We start from the raw sequence: 17,627 nt of genomic DNA on the forward strand, positions 1-17,627 counted from the left end.
TCCTTACCAATCAAGCTCTGCGGCTGTGAGCTTAGTTTCATTAAGATAATTCTTTCTTATCATACCATCTCTAAGCTTTACAACTCTGTCAGCCATTTGCTTGATAGCGTCATTATGTGTTACCATTATGATAGTGTTGCCATACTTCTTGTTTACGTCCTCTATAAGCTGTAATATCTCCTTGGAGGTATTGTAGTCAAGCGCGCCTGTAGGCTCGTCGCAGAGCAGGATATCAGGGTTCTTTACGATAGCTCTGCCGATAGCAGTTCTCTGCTGCTGACCTCCAGAAAGCTGATTAGGAAGCTTGTGACGATGTTCGTAAAGCCCAAGGGTTTTAAGCAGGTCGTCAACGTCAAGAGGGTTGTCGCTAAGATATGCGCCTACCTCGATATTCTCCTTGATATTCAGGTTAGGTATAAGGTTGTACATCTGGAAGATATAACCCAAGTGCTTTCTTCTGTAAAGGGTCAATGCCTTTTCGTTCATGTCGGCTGTTTTTTCGCCGTTTATTGAGATATACCCCTCGTCAGCGGCGTCAATTCCTCCTATAATGTTCAGAAGTGTTGATTTACCTGAGCCTGACGGTCCGAGAAGCACGCAGAACTCTCCTTTTTCTATTTCGATATCAATGCCCTTAAGCACTTCAACTCTGCTCTCGCCCTCGCCAAAATGCTTTTTTATGTTCTTTATTTCAAGAAACACATTCATTCCCCTTTCCAACTATTTATTTTAATAATGTATCTTTGCCGTCTTTAAACGTCATATTATACATATTTGTATGTCATAACTTACTTCACATTGTGGTTAATCACAGCTAACCGATATATCTGATAAATCCCGCCGAAAAAGGCGGGATCTAACGATATAAATATTACTGATTTAGCCGTTTGTCGTGCTTTGCAAAGCAAAGCTTACAAGCTTGTCGAGAGCGTCCTCAGATATCTGAGAAACAATAGCCACCGAGTCATTCTCGGCATTTTTTCTCTCAACGCCCACACGGTTTTCAAGAAAATCCTGAAGTATCACACTTGGAGTATAAAGCTCATTAGCTGCCTTTATGCCCTCAGATGTCAGTGTGATCTCACGGTAAGGCTCTTTGATTATATAGCCCTCGTCTATAAGCTTCTGAGTCATCTTGACGGTGCTTGCCTTTGTCACGCCCAGAACAGAAGCTACCTCTGTGGATTTGACAGGTCTGCCGTTCTGACCCAGTCTGTATATGGCAAATAAATACCTTTTCTGTGATTTAGTCAGCATTCAGATGACCTCCCCGAAGTTTATTACTGTTTTATCACGATTTGTGACAGCGAGAAGAATTTGGACAACAGCCACAGCTGCCTCCACAGGAGCTTTTGCCCTGCTTCTTATCCTTTACGAGCTTGTAAATTATAGCTGCCACGATAACAGCAAGTATAACTGCAATCAGAATCGTACCGACTACTGTGTCCATAATTATCCTCCCAACTGTTTATGCAAGATCAGTGATGATGAAATTTTCTTTTATTAAGCCTTAGCTCCTACCTTGACTTCCTTTTCAAGCTTTGTGCTTTCCTTATAAGGTCTAACGAGCATATAGATGATAAGGGCGATAAGAGCTATTGCAAAGATAAGACCGATAACATTTACCTTACCTGTGAAAAGACCGCCAAGCTGATTTACGATAAGTGCGATAACATAAGCAAAACCACACTCGTAGCCAATAGCGAACCAGAACCACTTTCTGCTGTTCATCTCACGCTTGATAGCTCCCATTGCTGCGAAGCAAGGCGCACAGAGAAGGTTGAAGATAAGGAATGACATACCTGTGATGCCAGTGAATGCAGCACCGATAGCAGAGTAAACTGAACCATCTCCGCCGCCGTAAAGGATACCCATTGTACCAACGATGTTCTCCTTAGCAACAAGACCTGTAACAGCTGCAACAGTTGCCTGCCAGTTGCCCCAGCCAAGAGGTGCGAAGATCCAGCAGATAGCCTTACCAATGTGAGCCAGGATACTGTATTCCATCTGGTCTTCTGTGAGCATACCGAATGAACCGTCTACCCAGCCGAAGTATGAAGTGAACCATACGAAGATAGTTGACAGTGTGATGATAGTACCAGCCTTCTTGATGAATGACCAGCCACGCTCCCACATTGATCTGAGTACGTTGCCCACTGTAGGAATATGGTAAGCAGGAAGCTCCATAACGAATGGTGCAGGATCTCCTGCGAACATCTTTGTCTTTTTCAGCATGATACCTGAAATGATGATAGCTGCGATACCGATGAAGTATGCGCCTGTTGCTACCCAAGCAGAACCGCCGAAGATAGCGCCTGCGATCATTGCAATAAATGGTGTCTTAGCACCGCAAGGAATAAATGTTGTTGTCATGACAGTCATACGTCTGTCACGCTCGTTCTCGATGGTTCTTGAAGCCATGATACCAGGGATACCGCAACCTGTACCAATAAGGATCGGAATAAATGACTTTCCTGAAAGGCCGAACTTTCTGAAGATCCTGTCCATTACGAATGCAATACGAGCCATGTAACCGCAAGCCTCAAGGATAGCAAGGAGAATGAAAAGTACGAGCATCTGTGGTACAAATCCGAGAACCGCACCAACACCGGCAACGATACCGTCAAGGATAAGACCCTTGAGCCAATCTGCGCAGTTTACTGCGTCAAGACCGCTTTCGATAAGTACAGGGATACCAGGTACCCATACGCCGTAATCAGCAGGATCCGGATCAGCGAAGTTATACTTCTCAGCGGCTGCAACTGCAGCTTCCAGATCAGCATACTTAGCTGTTTTTGTTGTTTCTTCTAGTGTTTCCTCGTCCTCTACTGTATAATCAGCAGTTGCGGACTTATCTACTGTAGCAAGCAGGTTGTCTGCTGTTGTCTTTGCAGCGGCAACATCAAAGTCATCAGCTTCGTTGTCGATAGCCTCGCCGCCCTGCTGCTCGATGAATGCGTTGATTATGTCAAGCGAGCTGCCATATTCGTCAGCAGCGTCCTCAGCGTCAGATGAACCGATGCCGAACAGATGCCAACCGTCACCAAAGAGTCCGTCGTTTGCCCAGTCAGTTGCGGCTGAACCTACTGTTACCATTGAGATATAGTAAACAAGGAACATAACCACTGCAAAGATAGGAAGACCGAGCCAACGGTTCGTTACGATCTTATCAATCTTATCTGATGTTGTAAGACCGCCCTGATTTTTCTTTTTATAGCAATCCTTGATTATTGAAGCTATGTAAATGTATCTCTCGTTTGTGATGATACTCTCTGAGTCGTCGTCCATTTCTTTTTCAGCGGCACAGATATCCTTTTCGATATGAGCCTTTACCTGCTCAGACATACCGAGCTGTTCGATGACCTTCTCATCTCTCTCGAATATCTTTATAGCGTACCATCTCTGCTGTTCTTCAGCAACATCATGGAGAAATGCTTCCTCAATATGAGCAATAGCGTGTTCAACAACGCCGTTGAATGAATGCTGAGGTACCATTGGAACTTTTGACTCAGCAGCCTTTACTGCAAGCTCAGCAGCTTCCTTGATACCGGTGCCTTTAAGTGCGGATATCTCGCAGACCTGACAGCCAAGCTCCTTAGCAAGCTGATCTGTATTTATCTTATCGCCATTCTTTTTAACAACGTCCATCATGTTGATAGCAACAACAACAGGGATACCAAGCTCAACAAGCTGTGTTGTAAGATAAAGGTTTCTTTCGAGGTTTGTACCGTCGATGATATTGAGGATAGCGTCCGGACGCTCGCTTATAAGATAGTTTCTTGCAACTACTTCCTCAAGTGTGTAAGGCGAAAGTGAGTAGATACCAGGAAGGTCCATGATAACTACGTCCTTATGACCCTTGAGCTTACCCTCTTTCTTTTCAACTGTTACGCCCGGCCAGTTACCTACGAACTGGTTTGAACCTGTAAGAGCGTTGAAAAGAGTTGTTTTACCGCAGTTAGGGTTACCTGCGAGAGCAATTTTGATCTCCATACAATTCGATCCTTTCAGAATTTCGGCACTCTGATATGTCCTCATCTTCTAAGCACACATCAGCTCTGCCGATGAATTTTTTTGCTGTTTGCCTGAACTATGTATCAGACCGTTTCGATCATCTCAGCGTCAGCCTTTCTGAGCGAAAGCTCATAGCCTCTGACCGTTACTTCGATAGGGTCACCCAAAGGTGCAACCTTTCTTACATGAACCTCAACACCCTTTGTGATGCCCATATCCATGATCCTTCTCTTTACAGCACCAGTGCCGTTGAGCTTCTTCACGGTAACTGTTGAACCGATCTTAGCTTCTTTCAATGTTGCCATAACCTGATCCTCCTAACTATACAAAATATCTTCAAACATATTTATCATGGCTTGACCGCCAAATGTTTTCTATACCATTATCTTCGCAGCCATTTCCTTTGAAACAGCTACTCTTGATTCTTTGACCTTAACGATAACGTTTCCTCCGATAGTGCTTACTACCGTTACCGTTCCACCTGCGACAAAACCCAGATTTTCAAGAAACTTTCTTGTTTCAGGTTTTCCGCCTACTTTCTTTATCATGTTTTCTTCCCCTACGTTTGCAAATGTCAGCGGCATCATTCAGACCCTCCTGTTCTTTTGTCAGTATCAAAAGTTAGATTAGTCTAACTTTCAGGCTTATTTAAAGGGTTAGCATTTTCTAACCCGTAATATAGTTTAGCACGGCTAACCGAATTTGTCAAGACTAAATGTGCCACTTTTTCAATTTTGTAAGCTTGCACAAAATCTCAAGTTAGTTTCAGGTAACTTTAGTTAGTTTTTAATAACCCGATTACTGCACAAACGCAGACAGAAAAGCAAAACTGCCTTTTTCCGCCTGCGTTTGCAGTTTACATTATTACATTAGAGATATATGCTTACTTAGCAAGAGCCTCGCCCAAAGCCTTGCAGCTTGCAAGAGCGTCGTCGTCAGGAGTTTCGTTTACAATAAGTCCCTCGCCATTTACAAGCGTTGCACCGTCGCCCGTAACTCTGTCCTGCCACTGACGCATCCACTCGCCGTCACCCCAGCCGTACGAACCGAAGAGTGCTATCTTCTTGCCTGAGAGCTTGCCCTCTATGCCTGCGAAAAATGGCTCGAACTCGCTGTCCTCAAGCTCCTCTGCACCCATTGCAGGGCATCCAAGAGCTATTGCGTCATAATCCTCAACATTGCCGCTGAACTCAGAAACTGCGAAGCACTCTGCGCCTGCACCCTCTGCAACTGCCTTTGCCATAGCCTCTGTGTTGCCTGTACCGCTCCAATAAATTACTGCTGTTTTCATTATGATTACCTCCTAAGAAATTTTCAGGGCTTGGTAAATGCTTTCGCCCTGAGCAAGTTTATTACACAGATAATTTCTGCACTTGTCATAATTGCTGAAAATACGTCTTGCTCTGTTTTCGTCAGAGTAGACTTTCCAATATCCGCAAAGAAGATAGTTTCTTCCCTTGTTCTGTATGAACCCTGTAACATCGTCAACAGGATAGCCAAGAAACAAACCTATCTCATGAGGAAAATCCTCACTTGCGGATATTCTTCCAGACAGCCTTTCAAGCTGCTGTTCAAGGGTCATACGGCTGTCATAGCCAAAGCTTTCAAGAAGCTTTCTTACTCTGTTGTTTGCAAGTCTGTCAGACAACAGCTTTTCGTTATAGAGAAAAAGCAGCTTTCTGCTTTTGCACTCGCAAAGCACTGTTAGCTTCATGCCCTTTGTATATGCCATGCTGTTAAAAAGCTCGACATTCTCTTCAAGCCCGTCCTTGTTTTTTTCCATTGACATAAGACAGGCAGGCTTTATTCCAAGCATTGCAGGGGCAAGATGATAAGCCATGCTTTTTTCAAAATTTCTCAGCTCAGACTGTGACATAGTCCCTCCTTTGGTTAGAAATCCCTAACCTATACATATAGATCTATGCGTTTACAACGCCTTTAGTACAATATTTTTCAAGCACGTTCTTCAAAGCCGAACAGCTTGATGAATGGCATATAGCCACGGGAAAATCAAGTTTGCTTGCTCTTTGGTTAAGACCATTGAGCATTTTATGTGACACTGTATCAGTAAACACCACTGCCAGATCAGGACTGCCTATCTTCTTATCAAAACCTGTAGGATATTTGATGAACACCTTAGCCTTGCAATCATATGATTTGCAGATATCCTTATAGCGTGTTGCCATACGGTCATTTCCGCCTACTATTATAACGCTCATACTTTTCTTAACTCCTCCTTTACAATAATTTAGGTTAGTATTTACTAACCATATTCATATTAGCATAAACTAACCACGTTTGTCAAGGGAAACTTATGTCAGAAGTATAAACTTTTCATATGATAAAATATTCACGGCAAAAGCGAAGATACTATATATAATATGCGTTAAATATCGCAGATTATGTTTGGTATTATTTTGCCAAAAAAAACGGCGAAGTGTCAAAAGACACAACGCCGTAAAAAACAAATATTATTTGCCTAAAAGCTCAGCGAACTGTTTCATGAATGCCTTGCATACTGCCTCGCCGCCCTCGCCGTTTGGGTGACCGCCGTAAAGTGCAGCTGACGGATCATCAGTCGGAGAAAGCAGTGACGCAAAATCAAAATACTCTGCGCCGTATTTCTCAGCCGTCTGCTTTTCAGTATCGTTAAGTGCTGTTCTCACCGCTTCGTGTTCCTCGTCATAATCCTGTGGAGGAGCATTGAAAAGTATGGTCTTGCAGTCTGCTGCCTGAGTTTGCTCAAGAATGGTGCTTATATAGCCGTTCACCTCGTCAGCATTGTTTCCGCCATCTCCACCGTATTCGCCTGAAACTATGTCGTTCGTTCCGAAAGCAACTATCATGATGTCACTGTTGAGCGCTCTTCCGAGCCAATTGCCTTTCTGTGCGCAATCGCTCGCTCTCGCCCAGCCAAGACCGCAGTTCCAGAAAGCATAATCAGAACCAAGCTCTTTTGCAATGCGTGCCGCCCAGAACTCATACGCCATGAAGTCTGTCATACAGCCCTGTGTGATAGAGTCGCCGATAGCCGTAACACGATATTTCACATCACGCTTTGCTCCTATAAGAAGCGGCAGTGGCACATCGTCACAATAAGTGAAATCGCTGCCGTTTTTCGATGATGTGGTAGACGTGAGGTTTGACATCTTGTTGCATGGGATATCTCTTCCCGTCACCGTCCACTCCCACACAAGATAATGATCCTCAGGGATATTCAGCGTAACAGGGTCGCTCCAAAAAGTTTCCGCAGGTGCGACTTTCTTTGAGCCTGTACCGTCAAATGTTACCTCAGTGCGTGAGGTTATCTCGTCATCCGGACCTGTTCCACCGTCGCAGACATAAGCCGAGGAAATCTCATACTCTCCGCCCTCTTTGCCTGCAAAAGCCTGCTTGCCGTCAGCGTTGTATGTAGAATCCACAGTATTTGAAAAATAGAAAGCATATTCAAGCTCTCCGTATTCCTCCAGTGGAAAATAAGCTCTGTATGTTACCTCATTAGCTTTCTTTACCACAAAATTGTTTCCCGTGGCAACGTAAGTATTCGACACATATGTATCGAACTTATCATCAGCTATCTTACAGCTCTCCACAGCAGGCTTTTCATCAGCCTTTGAGCTTGACTTATCAGCCACGCTGCTGTCAGAGCTTTGACCGCAGGCTACCGCAGACAGTGACAAAGCCGCTGCCATTATAAGTGATATTACCTTTTTCATCTATGTTTTCCTCTGTCTAAAGACTATTAGTCCATAGCAGCCTTTATTGCAGCCATAAGCTCATCATATGTTTCATAAGCAGGAAGCTCAGGATATTCAGCCTTTATGCTGTCGGTACTTCTGAAAAGGAAGCCGGCCTTGCTTGCCTGAATCATACCGAGGTCATTGTGGCTGTCGCCGCTTGCGATAGTTTCAAAACCGATAGACTGGAGAGCCTTTACAGTTGTGAGCTTTGACTTGTCACATCTCATCTTGAAGCCTGTTATCTCGCCGTTGTCAGCAACTTCAAGTGTGTTGCAGAAGATAGTAGGATAACCAAGCTTCTTCATAAGAGGACCTGCAAACTGTGAGAAAGTATCGCTGATGATTATTACCTGTGTGAAGCTTCTCAGCTCGTCAAGGAACTCCTTTGCGCCCGGCATTGGGTCGATAGTTGCGATAGTATCCTGGATCTCTTTCAGACCAAGACCATGCTCCTTAAGAATGTTGATACGGTATTTCATAAGCTTGTCATAGTCAGGCTCATCTCTTGTTGTTCTTTTAAGCTCAGGGATACCTGTAGCTTCAGCAAAAGCTATCCATATCTCAGGAACGAGAACTCCCTCAAGGTCAAGACAAGTGATATACATACTCATAATTATTTCCTCCTTAAAAATATACAATAAAATTCGTAATTTGATTATACCATACTTTTTATAATAATACAAGAGTTTTGCTTTAAATCATTAAGGCAAAAATAATACAAAAAATCGTTGCCCATTGTAAAATTTCGCTGTTACCCCTTTCTGATACTTGACAATTTGTGTTATATATGTTATAACTAATACACATACTAATTTATAAATCATTATTAATAAATAATGAAAAGAGGTGATACATATTTCTACAAGAAAAGACGGTATCGAAACGAAAAAAAAGATACTCACTGTATGCGTCCAACTGTTTCTGGAACAGGGGTATAAACAGACAACTATCTCACAGATAGTGAAAAAAGCTGGCGTTGCAAGAGGAAGCTTTCAGAACTTATTCTCCACAAAAGACGCTATTCTGATGGAACTTGTGGGCACGATGTTCAGCGGACAATTTGGAGTGGCAAAGAACATTGTTGGTGATAATATGTCGCCGATATACACATATGCAGTGGAAACTGCCATACAGATAACCCTCACTGAGCTGAATGAAAATCTCCGAGAGATCTACATTGAAGCTTACACTATGCCTGAAACGGCTGAGTATATCTATGTCCACACTACGGCGGAACTGAAACAGATATTCGGCTCGAATTTTCCGGGCTATACCGAAAGCGATTTCTATGAAATGGAAATCGGAACATCAGGAATAATGCGCAACTATATGGCAAGAAAATGCGATATCCATTTCCCGCTTGACCACAAGCTTAGACGTTTTCTGACGGCGGCAATGCGAGTGTATAAAGTACCAGAGGAAGAACAGGCAAAAGTGCTTGCATTTATCAGATCGCTTGATATTAGAGCTATCGCCACTGAGGTCATGTATAAGCTGTTTGCAATGTTGGAAATGACATTCGATTTTAAACTTTTAAAAGACGACGAAATGGGGGAAACAAGGTGAAAAAACGGTTATTGAGCATCATACTTACTCTATGTATGGTAATGTCCATTACACCATTGAACGCATTTGCGGTCACAGAATATGGCATATGGATAGGCGAAGAACAGGTAACATCTGATAAAACATGGAGCAAACAGGGCTGGAAATACGATATACAAAGCAAGACCCTGACGCTTCTTGGTTACAATATGGCGACTATAGGCAAACGCATAAACGGCAACAGCGAAAGACCCAGCCGATTTGGTCTTATATACGTTGAAGGCGAACAAGATCTGAACATAAAGCTTGTCGGCAGCATTGATCTTGGCGACAGCCCATTTTCAAGCCAAGCCGCAACCAAATACAATGAGAGCTACAGCGGAATTTATGCTCCTGACAGTAATATCACTATCATTGGCAGCGGAACGTTTTCAGCAGTAACACATGACGCAGCAATATACTGCTCAAATCTTACTATCGGCGACGGTACTGAACAAAACGCTACTAATGTATCGTGCGAAAGCTTCGGCGCTTGCATTATCGTAAAGTATAATATGATAGTTAATGACTACAGCACTGTCTGGGCTTGCGCAAACGGATCAACTGTGGGCATGAACGGCATTTATGTCGAGGGGTCGCTTTATGTAAACGGCACTAATACCACCGTAGAGGGTCGTGCTACATACAGACCTGTTAAGGGAGAGTGCACCAATTACACACACTACAGACCAAAAAATCTCACTTCAGGCGGATATTTAAACAATGCCGGTTCGACTATTGCAGGAATAATGGTATATGGAATTTTGACAGTTGACGGCAGTAAGGTCGAGGGTAACGTCTTTAAAGAGATATACAGACCACAAGAGCATGATGCAGAAAATACCTCAGGCCTTGAAGCAGGCGGTATCGTAATAAAGAACAACGCTACAGTAGAAGGCAGAAACATTAATCCGTCCACGCCGGGATACATGGAATATGGCGTAAGAGTTCACTATCACGCAATAAAATTTTTAGGCAGAGGACGTGTCCGTGCCGGAACGCAGTATGTGAATTATCAAAGCGTCAATCGTGGTTTTCTTAAACCAAGCAGCGGCATAATAACATTTTCAGGACGGCTGAAACTCTATGAAAGCCATACTTGTCCCGCTGACTTCAAGAAGTTTGCGCAGTATGGCTTCGGAGGGTATACAGAATATTATACAGAAAACATGGATGACATCTATATAAAAGATGATAATGGCCGTGGTAAAATGTCATATTTCAAGGATATGCATGATTATGAAACATTTAATTTAGCAAGCGGAATAGATCTAAAAGATATATATGAAATGGATCTGGACACCAAAGTTCCATTTGATGTAAACATACTTTCAGGCGATATCAAAATGAACATAGATATCAAAAGCGGTTTTGAGCTTCCGAAGATCATTGTCTATGACGGCGCAACTTTAAAATTAAAGACCTCCCCTGATAAAACATATAATTTCACTTATCCTATCGAGCTGAAAGGCGGCACGATAGAATTTACAAACAGTGCGATCGTGCGAGGACTTAACATTGTAGGAGAGGGCAAGGTCATCATTGATAGCGGAAACTACTCTGGAACGCTTGGCGACAACGTGGTCTTGCAGATATCAGGCGGAAGCGCTGACTTCAATGACAACGGCAAGGCTGTGGACGCAAAAGGAAACTCGGTACACAAGTACACCTATGTTGCAAGGGGTGCAGATGGCAATGAGTTTATAGGCAGTGCTAACACACGTCAGCCGCCATATGACGATTTTTATGGCTATAACCGCTCAGAAATATTCCATGACGGAAACAAGCTTCATCTCTGGCTCAAGTCACAGGATTCCATTTATGGCGTGAATGCTTTTAAAATAAAAGCTGACGGCACTCTTGAAGATGAGAACACCTATTTTAATCTGCGTTATGGAACGAATATCTTAGAGCATAGGATACCTTTTGATCCTATAACATTAAAATACTTTGTTGTGAAAAAGAACGACGTCGTTACGCTGAAAACAATGGAAAACGAGCCGTCCTCACTGCAAGACAGTGATATCCGAGTAGAATGGTACAGTGTTGAAAACGACAAGCGCACAAAAATAAATGCCCATGGCACAAGCATGTATGTGGGGCGTATGGGCAACAGTGACAATGGTACGCATTATCAGGCAGATGTATATTATTTAGGCTGGGATTCCAAGCTCAATCATTCATATACCTATGACGCATATATCTTCATTGACGAGCCGGTATTTACTGCTCCTGACAAATTCCACTTGGATAAAAAGGCAAAATTCGAGGTCACAAACAATACACCAAATGGCGCAGTACGGCTGAATTACCTATGGGAAGTGAGCAAGGACGGCGGAAAGACTTTCACCGCCATTGACGGAGAAACTTCTTCTGTTTACGAGCCTACTATAGAAAGCCAAATGAACGGCTGGCAGATAAGATGCAAAACATGGGTATCAACAGGCGACGGACAAAAAACTGAGCCGACCGTTTTCGGCCCTGTTACGATAAACTTCTCCGAAAAAGCACCGGTCATAGTAAAACACCCGCAAAGCGGTGCAACAAACGCTCCTAGCCAGCCTAAACCTGTTAAGCCCGGAGAAATAACTATCGTAATTGAACGTTACTATTTCTTCAATGTAGAAGCAACAGGCAGTGAACCGCTCCAATATCAGTGGCAGGAAAGCAGCGATAACGGAGAAACTTTCGTTGATATCCCATATACCAACGACAATTCACATTCATTAAAAGTGCGAAAAGAAAACAACGGAAAGCTTGTGCGCTGTGTTGTATCAAATGAATACGGCTCTGTAGTTTCAAATGCGGCAAAGCTTACAATATATTATTCTCCTGAGTTTACAGCCTCACTCGGCAATAAGACCATAAACAGCGGAGAAAAGGCTACGTTCACACTTCCTATCGCTCAGGGAAATCCTTACGGAGCTGAGGTGATATGGCAGGTGAGCAAGGACGATGGAAAGACTTTTGCAGACGTTACCGAAGCTGACGGAACGTTCTCTCTTGATTCAAAAGTCGTGGACGGCAAAGAAAAATGGTCGACTACATTCACCACCTGTGCAACGAACATAAGCTTTAACGGATATATGTACCGATGTACGGTCAAGAACGCTGAAAATGCGGACTATGTGGGTACTTGGGTATCAGAAAAAGCAACGCTTACAGTAATAAGAAACTGCGCAGTAGACGGACATATATTTGACGAGGGAACGATAATCTCCGAGCCGACTTGCATCAATAAGGGTGTGAAGAGGTTTAATTGCTCCGAATGTTCACAGTACAAAGATGAGCCTATAAACCCATTGGGACATGATTGGAAAGAAGCGACCTGCACAGCTCCAAAGACCTGCAAACGCTGTCAGGCTACTGAGGGCGAGCCTATCGAACACAACTTCGGCGATTATATATCCGACGAAAACGGACATTGGAAGCAGTGCAGTGAGTGCGGAACTGACAGCCAAAAGGAACTTCACGCCTACAAGTGGAATACGGAAGACGGCGAATATTGGCAGAAATGTACAATTTGCGGATATGAAACGAAAAAATCAACTATTTTGAAGATATCCATAAACGGAACTGACGAGACCTGTCCTTTAGGTGATTATGAATTTACATTTGCTCTGCCTGAGGGCTGTACTGACGTGACAGCAGGCTTCAGATTTGCAGGCGACGGTACGGAATTGGCGTTTACCGAAAAAGACGATCTTTACACCGCAAAGGTAAGTGCGTCAGATCTTGAGAGCGGAACAATGACGGTTTATGCTTCGGCAAAACTCAAAGACGGTTTTGTCATCACAGGTGAAAAAGAAGTAACCATGCTCGAAAACCATGTGGGCGGCACTGCGACTTGTATTGAAAAAGCAAAGTGCAAATTCTGTAATAAAGAATACGGCGACCTTGACTCGACAAATCACACAGGCAAACCTGTTTGGGACTTTGACAGCAAAGAACACGAGAAAAAATATGATTGCTGCGGCGAGGTGACTATCGAGAGAGAACCCCACGAATGGAACGCAGGCGAATGTACAGAGTGTGGATACAAGTGTACACATTCCGGCGGCAAGGCGACCTGCACAAAGAAAGCAACCTGCGATATCTGCGGCAGTGAATACGGCGATATCGACCCGAACAATCATGGAAAGCTCACACATATAGATAAAGTTGACGCAACACATGACAAAGAGGGAAATATCGAGTATTGGTACTGCGAAGAATGCGGCAAGTATTTCGGTGACGAGGACGGCACAAAGGAGATACAAAAGGCAGACACTATTACAGATAAGCTGAAAGACACTCCAAGTGATGACAAAAAAGATAACTCAAAGCCAGATAAGCCGAAAAACGATTCAAGCGAAATCAAGGCAGACAGCTCCACGGCTGATAAGCCTAAGAGCGAGCAGAAAAATCCACAGACCGGAAGCGGCAGTGGTATGAGCCTTTGGCTTGCAATGCTGTTGATAAGCGGCGGTGCGGCAATGGGAATAAAGAAAAAACACAAGAAATAACTGATCTCTTAACTGCACACAGCGGTTGTCTCAAACGGCAGCCGCTGTTTTTTTGATCAACATGACAAAAAATTTGTTACCCAAAGTTAAATTACCCCTTGACCTGTGGCGAAAATAGTAGTAAAATAGAAATGTAAATACAATAATTGAAAGGAATGTTCATCATGCCAAAGTTTATCGTTGAAACATCTGCACGTCACGTTCACGTTACTCAGGAAACTCTTGAAACGCTGTTCGGAAAGGGTGCAACACTTACAAAGAAGAAAGATCTTTCACAGCCTGGTCAGTTTGCTTGTGAGGAGAGAGTTACAGTTGTAGGTCCTAAGAAAGAGCTTGCAAATGTTTCTATCCTCGGTCCTGTAAGAAAAGCAGACCAGATCGAGCTTTCAGCTACAGACGCACGTTCTATCGGTGTTGCCGCTCCTATCAGAGAGTCAGGCGACACAGCAGGCTCAGGCGCTTGCAAGCTTGTTGGCCCATGTGGCGAAGTAGAGTGTTCTGAGGGCGTTATCGTTGCTAAAAGACATATCCATATGACACCTGCTGACGCTGAAACATTCGGCGTAAAGGATAAGGATATCGTTGCAGTAAAGATAGAGTCTGCAGAAAGAACAGCTATCCTCTGCGACACTGTTATCAGAGTAAGCGATAAGTTCGCTCTTGCTATGCACATTGATACAGACGAGTCAAACGCTGTAGGCGCAGGCAGAGAGCAGTACGGCGAGATAGTAAAGCTCTAATATCGCAGTACATACAACTGTTGATTTGTAGGGGCGAACAGTGTTCGTCCACCTTTTAAAAACTTTCAACCAAAAGACCGCTCATCAAAAAGCGGTCTTTTTTCATACAAAAAATACATCGCCGCAGGCGATACCATAATTCCTCACTCCTCACTCCTCATTCCTCACTAGTAGTACAACGTTTCGATTGACACAAAACTCCACCTGTGATATAATTTTCTTGTAAAACACATAACGCAAATATGGAGATCATAAAATGAATAACGATACAATAAAACTTATACGAAAAACCTCAAACGTAAATTCACTTATGGTGATAATTTTCTATATGCTTGATATCGCACTTATAAGACTTGGCGACTTAGTGGTGTACCATATCGCAGGAAAGTCCGCCTACTATGATGATATCGCTCAGCTTGTGAGCTACTGCATACAGTATCTCGTGGTTGTGCCAATAGTTCTTGTTGTATTCAGACTTGTGAGTGGCAAAAAAGAGGGGCTTAAAATAACAGCCTGTTTCAGAAAGCCCTCAATGCCTGCAAAATGGGTCGCAAAATGGATCGTCATATCATTCGGGCTTATCTACGCCGCAAATTATATCAACACATTTATTTTCTCATATGTTCAGAAAGCTTCGGGAACGAGCCTTAAAGGCGTTGACTTCACCTCAAGCGGCACTGCTCTGGGCGGCGTAACGAGCGTGCTGGCAATGTCAGTGCTCGCACCGTTTTTTGAGGAGCTTATGTTTAGAGGTACGCTTTTCAGAAATGCTGAAAAATGCGGACAGCTCACATGCATTATAATGGTGGGGTTGACATTCGGACTTTGGCATGGAAGCTATCAGCAGATACTCTATGCGGCTGTTATGGGAATGTGTGCCTGCTTTATGGTTGCAAAAACAGGGTCTATCTTCCCGTCTCTGATACTTCACTTCACCATGAACACTATCGGAGCAATTCAGAGCGTCGCACTTGGTTCCATAGACTTTGACAAGTTTGCCGCAGATCTTGAAAAAGGTCAGATCACAGGCACAGCACCAATGATAATAATTGCTGTCGCTCTTCTCTCTTTCGGTCTTATGATAGTAGGACTTGTGCTTTTCGTAAAAGAGCTTAGATATCATCGTGACAGCTTCAGGCTCATAAACTTCTGCCCTGACGTTTCACAAGGCAAAAAGATAGTCATCTATCTCACCGCTCCTGTTACCATACTCGCCTTTGCCGGGCTTATCTTCATCACAGTCCGCACAGCTTTAGGTCTTGGGATATTATAAAATACGCATAAAAATAACGCAGACTTTTTACAGCCTGCGTTATTTTTTTATCAGGAGTTATTTATTATGATTTAAGGCTTGCGATCTTCTGGTTGAGTTCCTTGATCTCGGAATCTACAGTTGCAGAATACTTCTCACGAACCTGCGTCCATGTGGACTGTACACCCTCTTCATTAACATTTGAAGCATCACTGTAGAGTGCGTCAACAAGGCACTGGTTTCCGTCAAACTGCTTTCTGTCACCGAGAGCGGAAGATATACCGTAAGCATAGTCGAAGAGCATAAGGTAATCGTCAGAAACAACGTCCATTTTCACATCATACATCTCGTCTGTCCAATTAGGGTTGTTCTCCATGAACTTGTCCTTGTTTGTCTGCTCATACTTAGGATCTGTCTTTGAAGCTCTTACGCACTCGAACCAGCACTTAACAGCTTCGCTTCTTGTTGAGCCTTTTACCCACATGAAAGCTGTCATATCAGAAGTTGTTATCTTCTGCTGATTATCGTCATACTGAGGGATAGGAACAACGCCCCAGTTCTCGCCCTCCTTTGGAGTCTGGTTGCCTGTGTAAGCCCACTCGCCCATTGCATAGAACAAGCAGTTCTGATTGAAGCAATCTCTTGCAGAGCCTACCCAGCCGTTGAGGATAAGTCCATCCTTCATCATATTATAAAGGAAGTTCTGAGCCTTTTCGATATCAGGGTCGTTAAGATTGCTTGAAAACTCGTTTGTTGCAGGATCATAGTTTACAAGACGCTTGCCTGTCTGCTGAACAACGTGCGCTCTAAAGAAGCCGTTTACACCGTAACGCTCAGTATCAGCCGGTGCGTTGCCAACATATGAGGACATGATATCCTCCCAATTTTTCCAAGTCCACTCATTGTTTACATAAAGCTCATATGGATCGTCAAGACCCTCTGCGTCAATGATATCCTTATCATAGCAGAGCATAGCAGAAGCAGAATAGCCAAGAGGTGCAACATAATGCTTTCCATTGAGCATGAACTGATCTGCTGTATCCTTTGTTGCAGACCACAAAGGCTGGCTGAAATCAACTATGCTGTCGATAGGCTGATACATATCCTTTACTACCTGTGAAGGGAATGCAAGCCACTCATACTTGAATATATCAGGAATATCCTTGTTAGCTGTGATAGCAGCGGCAAGATTATCAAACCTGTCCTCATTTGAAGTCTGCTGGAATCTTATCTTTCCGCCCTTGCTCTCAAAAAGCTGAAGCTCTGTACTCTTCTCAGGGTTGCCCTTAGTAGGGTTAAGGTCGCCCTCACCGAGATAAAGTATCTCTTTTTCAGCACCCTCAGGGATAGCCTCGATAGATTCCGTGTCAGCTACCGCAACGTTCTCTGTTGCAGAAAAATCGTCCTCCGCCTTGCTTGAAGAGTTTGATGAGCTTCCGCAACCCGCTACTCCTGTTGCCATTGACAAAGCCATTACAGCCGCTATGTACTTTTTGTAATTCATAAAATATTCCTCCATAATTCAATATTTTAGCATTATAGCTACCCATATGTAGTTAATGAGTTCATATATTAAATCTTGCTATAATTATACAACACATATAAAGCTATTGTCAATCACCATTATAGCACAATTATCAGCAATTTCATTGTACACTTTGCACAATAAAATCCATATGTATTGTTAAAGCGCAATATTACAATCAGTATCGTTTAAAATATGCGCATAAAGTTCAAATATTCAATATGCCCGTTTTGAATGAATATAAAACAGATACAAGAGCTTTTTGTA

General features: G+C 43.3%; 16 protein-coding genes. 4 read left to right on the forward strand and 12 right to left on the reverse strand.

Annotated features, from left to right (window positions below):
- Positions 1-3 precede the first annotated feature (3 nt).
- The 11 genes from DW015_RS04940 to thrH form a co-directional block, all read right to left on the reverse strand.
- Positions 4-702, reverse strand: a complete 699-nt coding sequence (locus DW015_RS04940; protein ID WP_117865143.1) for an ABC transporter ATP-binding protein — start codon at positions 700-702, stop codon at positions 4-6.
- Positions 703-879: 177 nt separating this feature from the next.
- The gene (locus DW015_RS04945) at positions 880-1,257 is read right to left on the reverse strand and encodes a metal-dependent transcriptional regulator (RefSeq protein ID WP_117877934.1); all 378 of its coding nucleotides are present in this window, start codon (positions 1,255-1,257) and stop codon (positions 880-882) included.
- A gap of 34 nt (positions 1,258-1,291) precedes the next feature.
- A complete protein-coding gene (locus DW015_RS04950) occupies positions 1,292-1,450 on the reverse strand; it encodes a FeoB-associated Cys-rich membrane protein (protein WP_117904624.1) in 159 nt (52 codons plus the stop codon).
- Between the two features lie 53 nt (positions 1,451-1,503).
- The gene (locus DW015_RS04955) at positions 1,504-3,993 is read right to left on the reverse strand and encodes a ferrous iron transporter B (RefSeq protein WP_117904626.1); all 2,490 of its coding nucleotides are present in this window, start codon (positions 3,991-3,993) and stop codon (positions 1,504-1,506) included.
- Positions 3,994-4,097: 104 nt separating this feature from the next.
- Positions 4,098-4,319 carry a ferrous iron transport protein A gene (locus DW015_RS04960; protein ID WP_022288589.1) on the reverse strand — a complete coding sequence of 74 codons (222 nt, stop codon included), beginning with the start codon at positions 4,317-4,319 and terminating at the stop codon, positions 4,098-4,100.
- A 69-nt stretch (positions 4,320-4,388) separates the two neighbouring features.
- Positions 4,389-4,601: a FeoA family protein gene (locus DW015_RS04965; RefSeq protein WP_022288590.1), complete on the reverse strand. Its 213-nt coding sequence runs from the start codon at positions 4,599-4,601 to the stop codon at positions 4,389-4,391.
- Positions 4,602-4,897: 296 nt separating this feature from the next.
- Positions 4,898-5,305: a flavodoxin gene (locus DW015_RS04970; protein ID WP_038671242.1), complete on the reverse strand. Its 408-nt coding sequence runs from the start codon at positions 5,303-5,305 to the stop codon at positions 4,898-4,900.
- Positions 5,306-5,317: 12 nt separating this feature from the next.
- On the reverse strand, positions 5,318-5,890 hold the full coding sequence (locus DW015_RS04975) for a DUF3793 family protein (RefSeq protein ID WP_117904628.1): 573 nt from the start codon (positions 5,888-5,890) through the stop codon (positions 5,318-5,320).
- Between the two features lie 43 nt (positions 5,891-5,933).
- The gene (locus tag DW015_RS04980) at positions 5,934-6,233 is read right to left on the reverse strand and encodes a DUF2325 domain-containing protein (RefSeq protein WP_022288593.1); all 300 of its coding nucleotides are present in this window, start codon (positions 6,231-6,233) and stop codon (positions 5,934-5,936) included.
- A gap of 252 nt (positions 6,234-6,485) precedes the next feature.
- Positions 6,486-7,730 carry an SGNH/GDSL hydrolase family protein gene (locus tag DW015_RS04985; protein ID WP_117904630.1) on the reverse strand — a complete coding sequence of 415 codons (1,245 nt, stop codon included), beginning with the start codon at positions 7,728-7,730 and terminating at the stop codon, positions 6,486-6,488.
- 26 nt (positions 7,731-7,756) lie between these two features.
- Positions 7,757-8,359: a bifunctional phosphoserine phosphatase/homoserine phosphotransferase ThrH gene (gene thrH / locus DW015_RS04990; RefSeq protein ID WP_117904714.1), complete on the reverse strand. Its 603-nt coding sequence runs from the start codon at positions 8,357-8,359 to the stop codon at positions 7,757-7,759.
- A gap of 241 nt (positions 8,360-8,600) precedes the next feature.
- Between thrH and DW015_RS04995 the strand changes: the two genes are divergently transcribed.
- From DW015_RS04995 to DW015_RS05010, 4 genes are all read left to right on the forward strand, one after another.
- Positions 8,601-9,320 (forward strand): TetR/AcrR family transcriptional regulator, encoded by a 720-nt coding sequence (locus DW015_RS04995; RefSeq protein WP_242993217.1) that lies wholly within the window; start codon positions 8,601-8,603, stop codon positions 9,318-9,320.
- A gap of 35 nt (positions 9,321-9,355) precedes the next feature.
- On the forward strand, positions 9,356-13,843 hold the full coding sequence (locus DW015_RS05000) for an NPXTG-anchored protein (RefSeq protein ID WP_207659357.1): 4,488 nt from the start codon (positions 9,356-9,358) through the stop codon (positions 13,841-13,843).
- Positions 13,844-14,007: 164 nt separating this feature from the next.
- Complete coding sequence (locus tag DW015_RS05005; protein ID WP_038671236.1) at positions 14,008-14,583, forward strand: phosphate propanoyltransferase; 576 nt, start codon at positions 14,008-14,010, stop codon at positions 14,581-14,583.
- A 256-nt stretch (positions 14,584-14,839) separates the two neighbouring features.
- Complete coding sequence (locus DW015_RS05010; protein WP_117904634.1) at positions 14,840-15,856, forward strand: CPBP family intramembrane glutamic endopeptidase; 1,017 nt, start codon at positions 14,840-14,842, stop codon at positions 15,854-15,856.
- 64 nt (positions 15,857-15,920) lie between these two features.
- Here DW015_RS05010 and DW015_RS05015 read toward each other — a convergent pair whose 3' ends face one another.
- A complete protein-coding gene (locus tag DW015_RS05015) occupies positions 15,921-17,339 on the reverse strand; it encodes an extracellular solute-binding protein (protein ID WP_181979838.1) in 1,419 nt (472 codons plus the stop codon).
- Positions 17,340-17,627 lie beyond the last annotated feature (288 nt).

Origin of the sequence: Ruminococcus sp. AF37-20, from assembly GCF_003460465.1 — a bacterium.
Taxonomy (GTDB): domain Bacteria; phylum Bacillota; class Clostridia; order Oscillospirales; family Ruminococcaceae; genus Hominimerdicola; species Hominimerdicola aceti.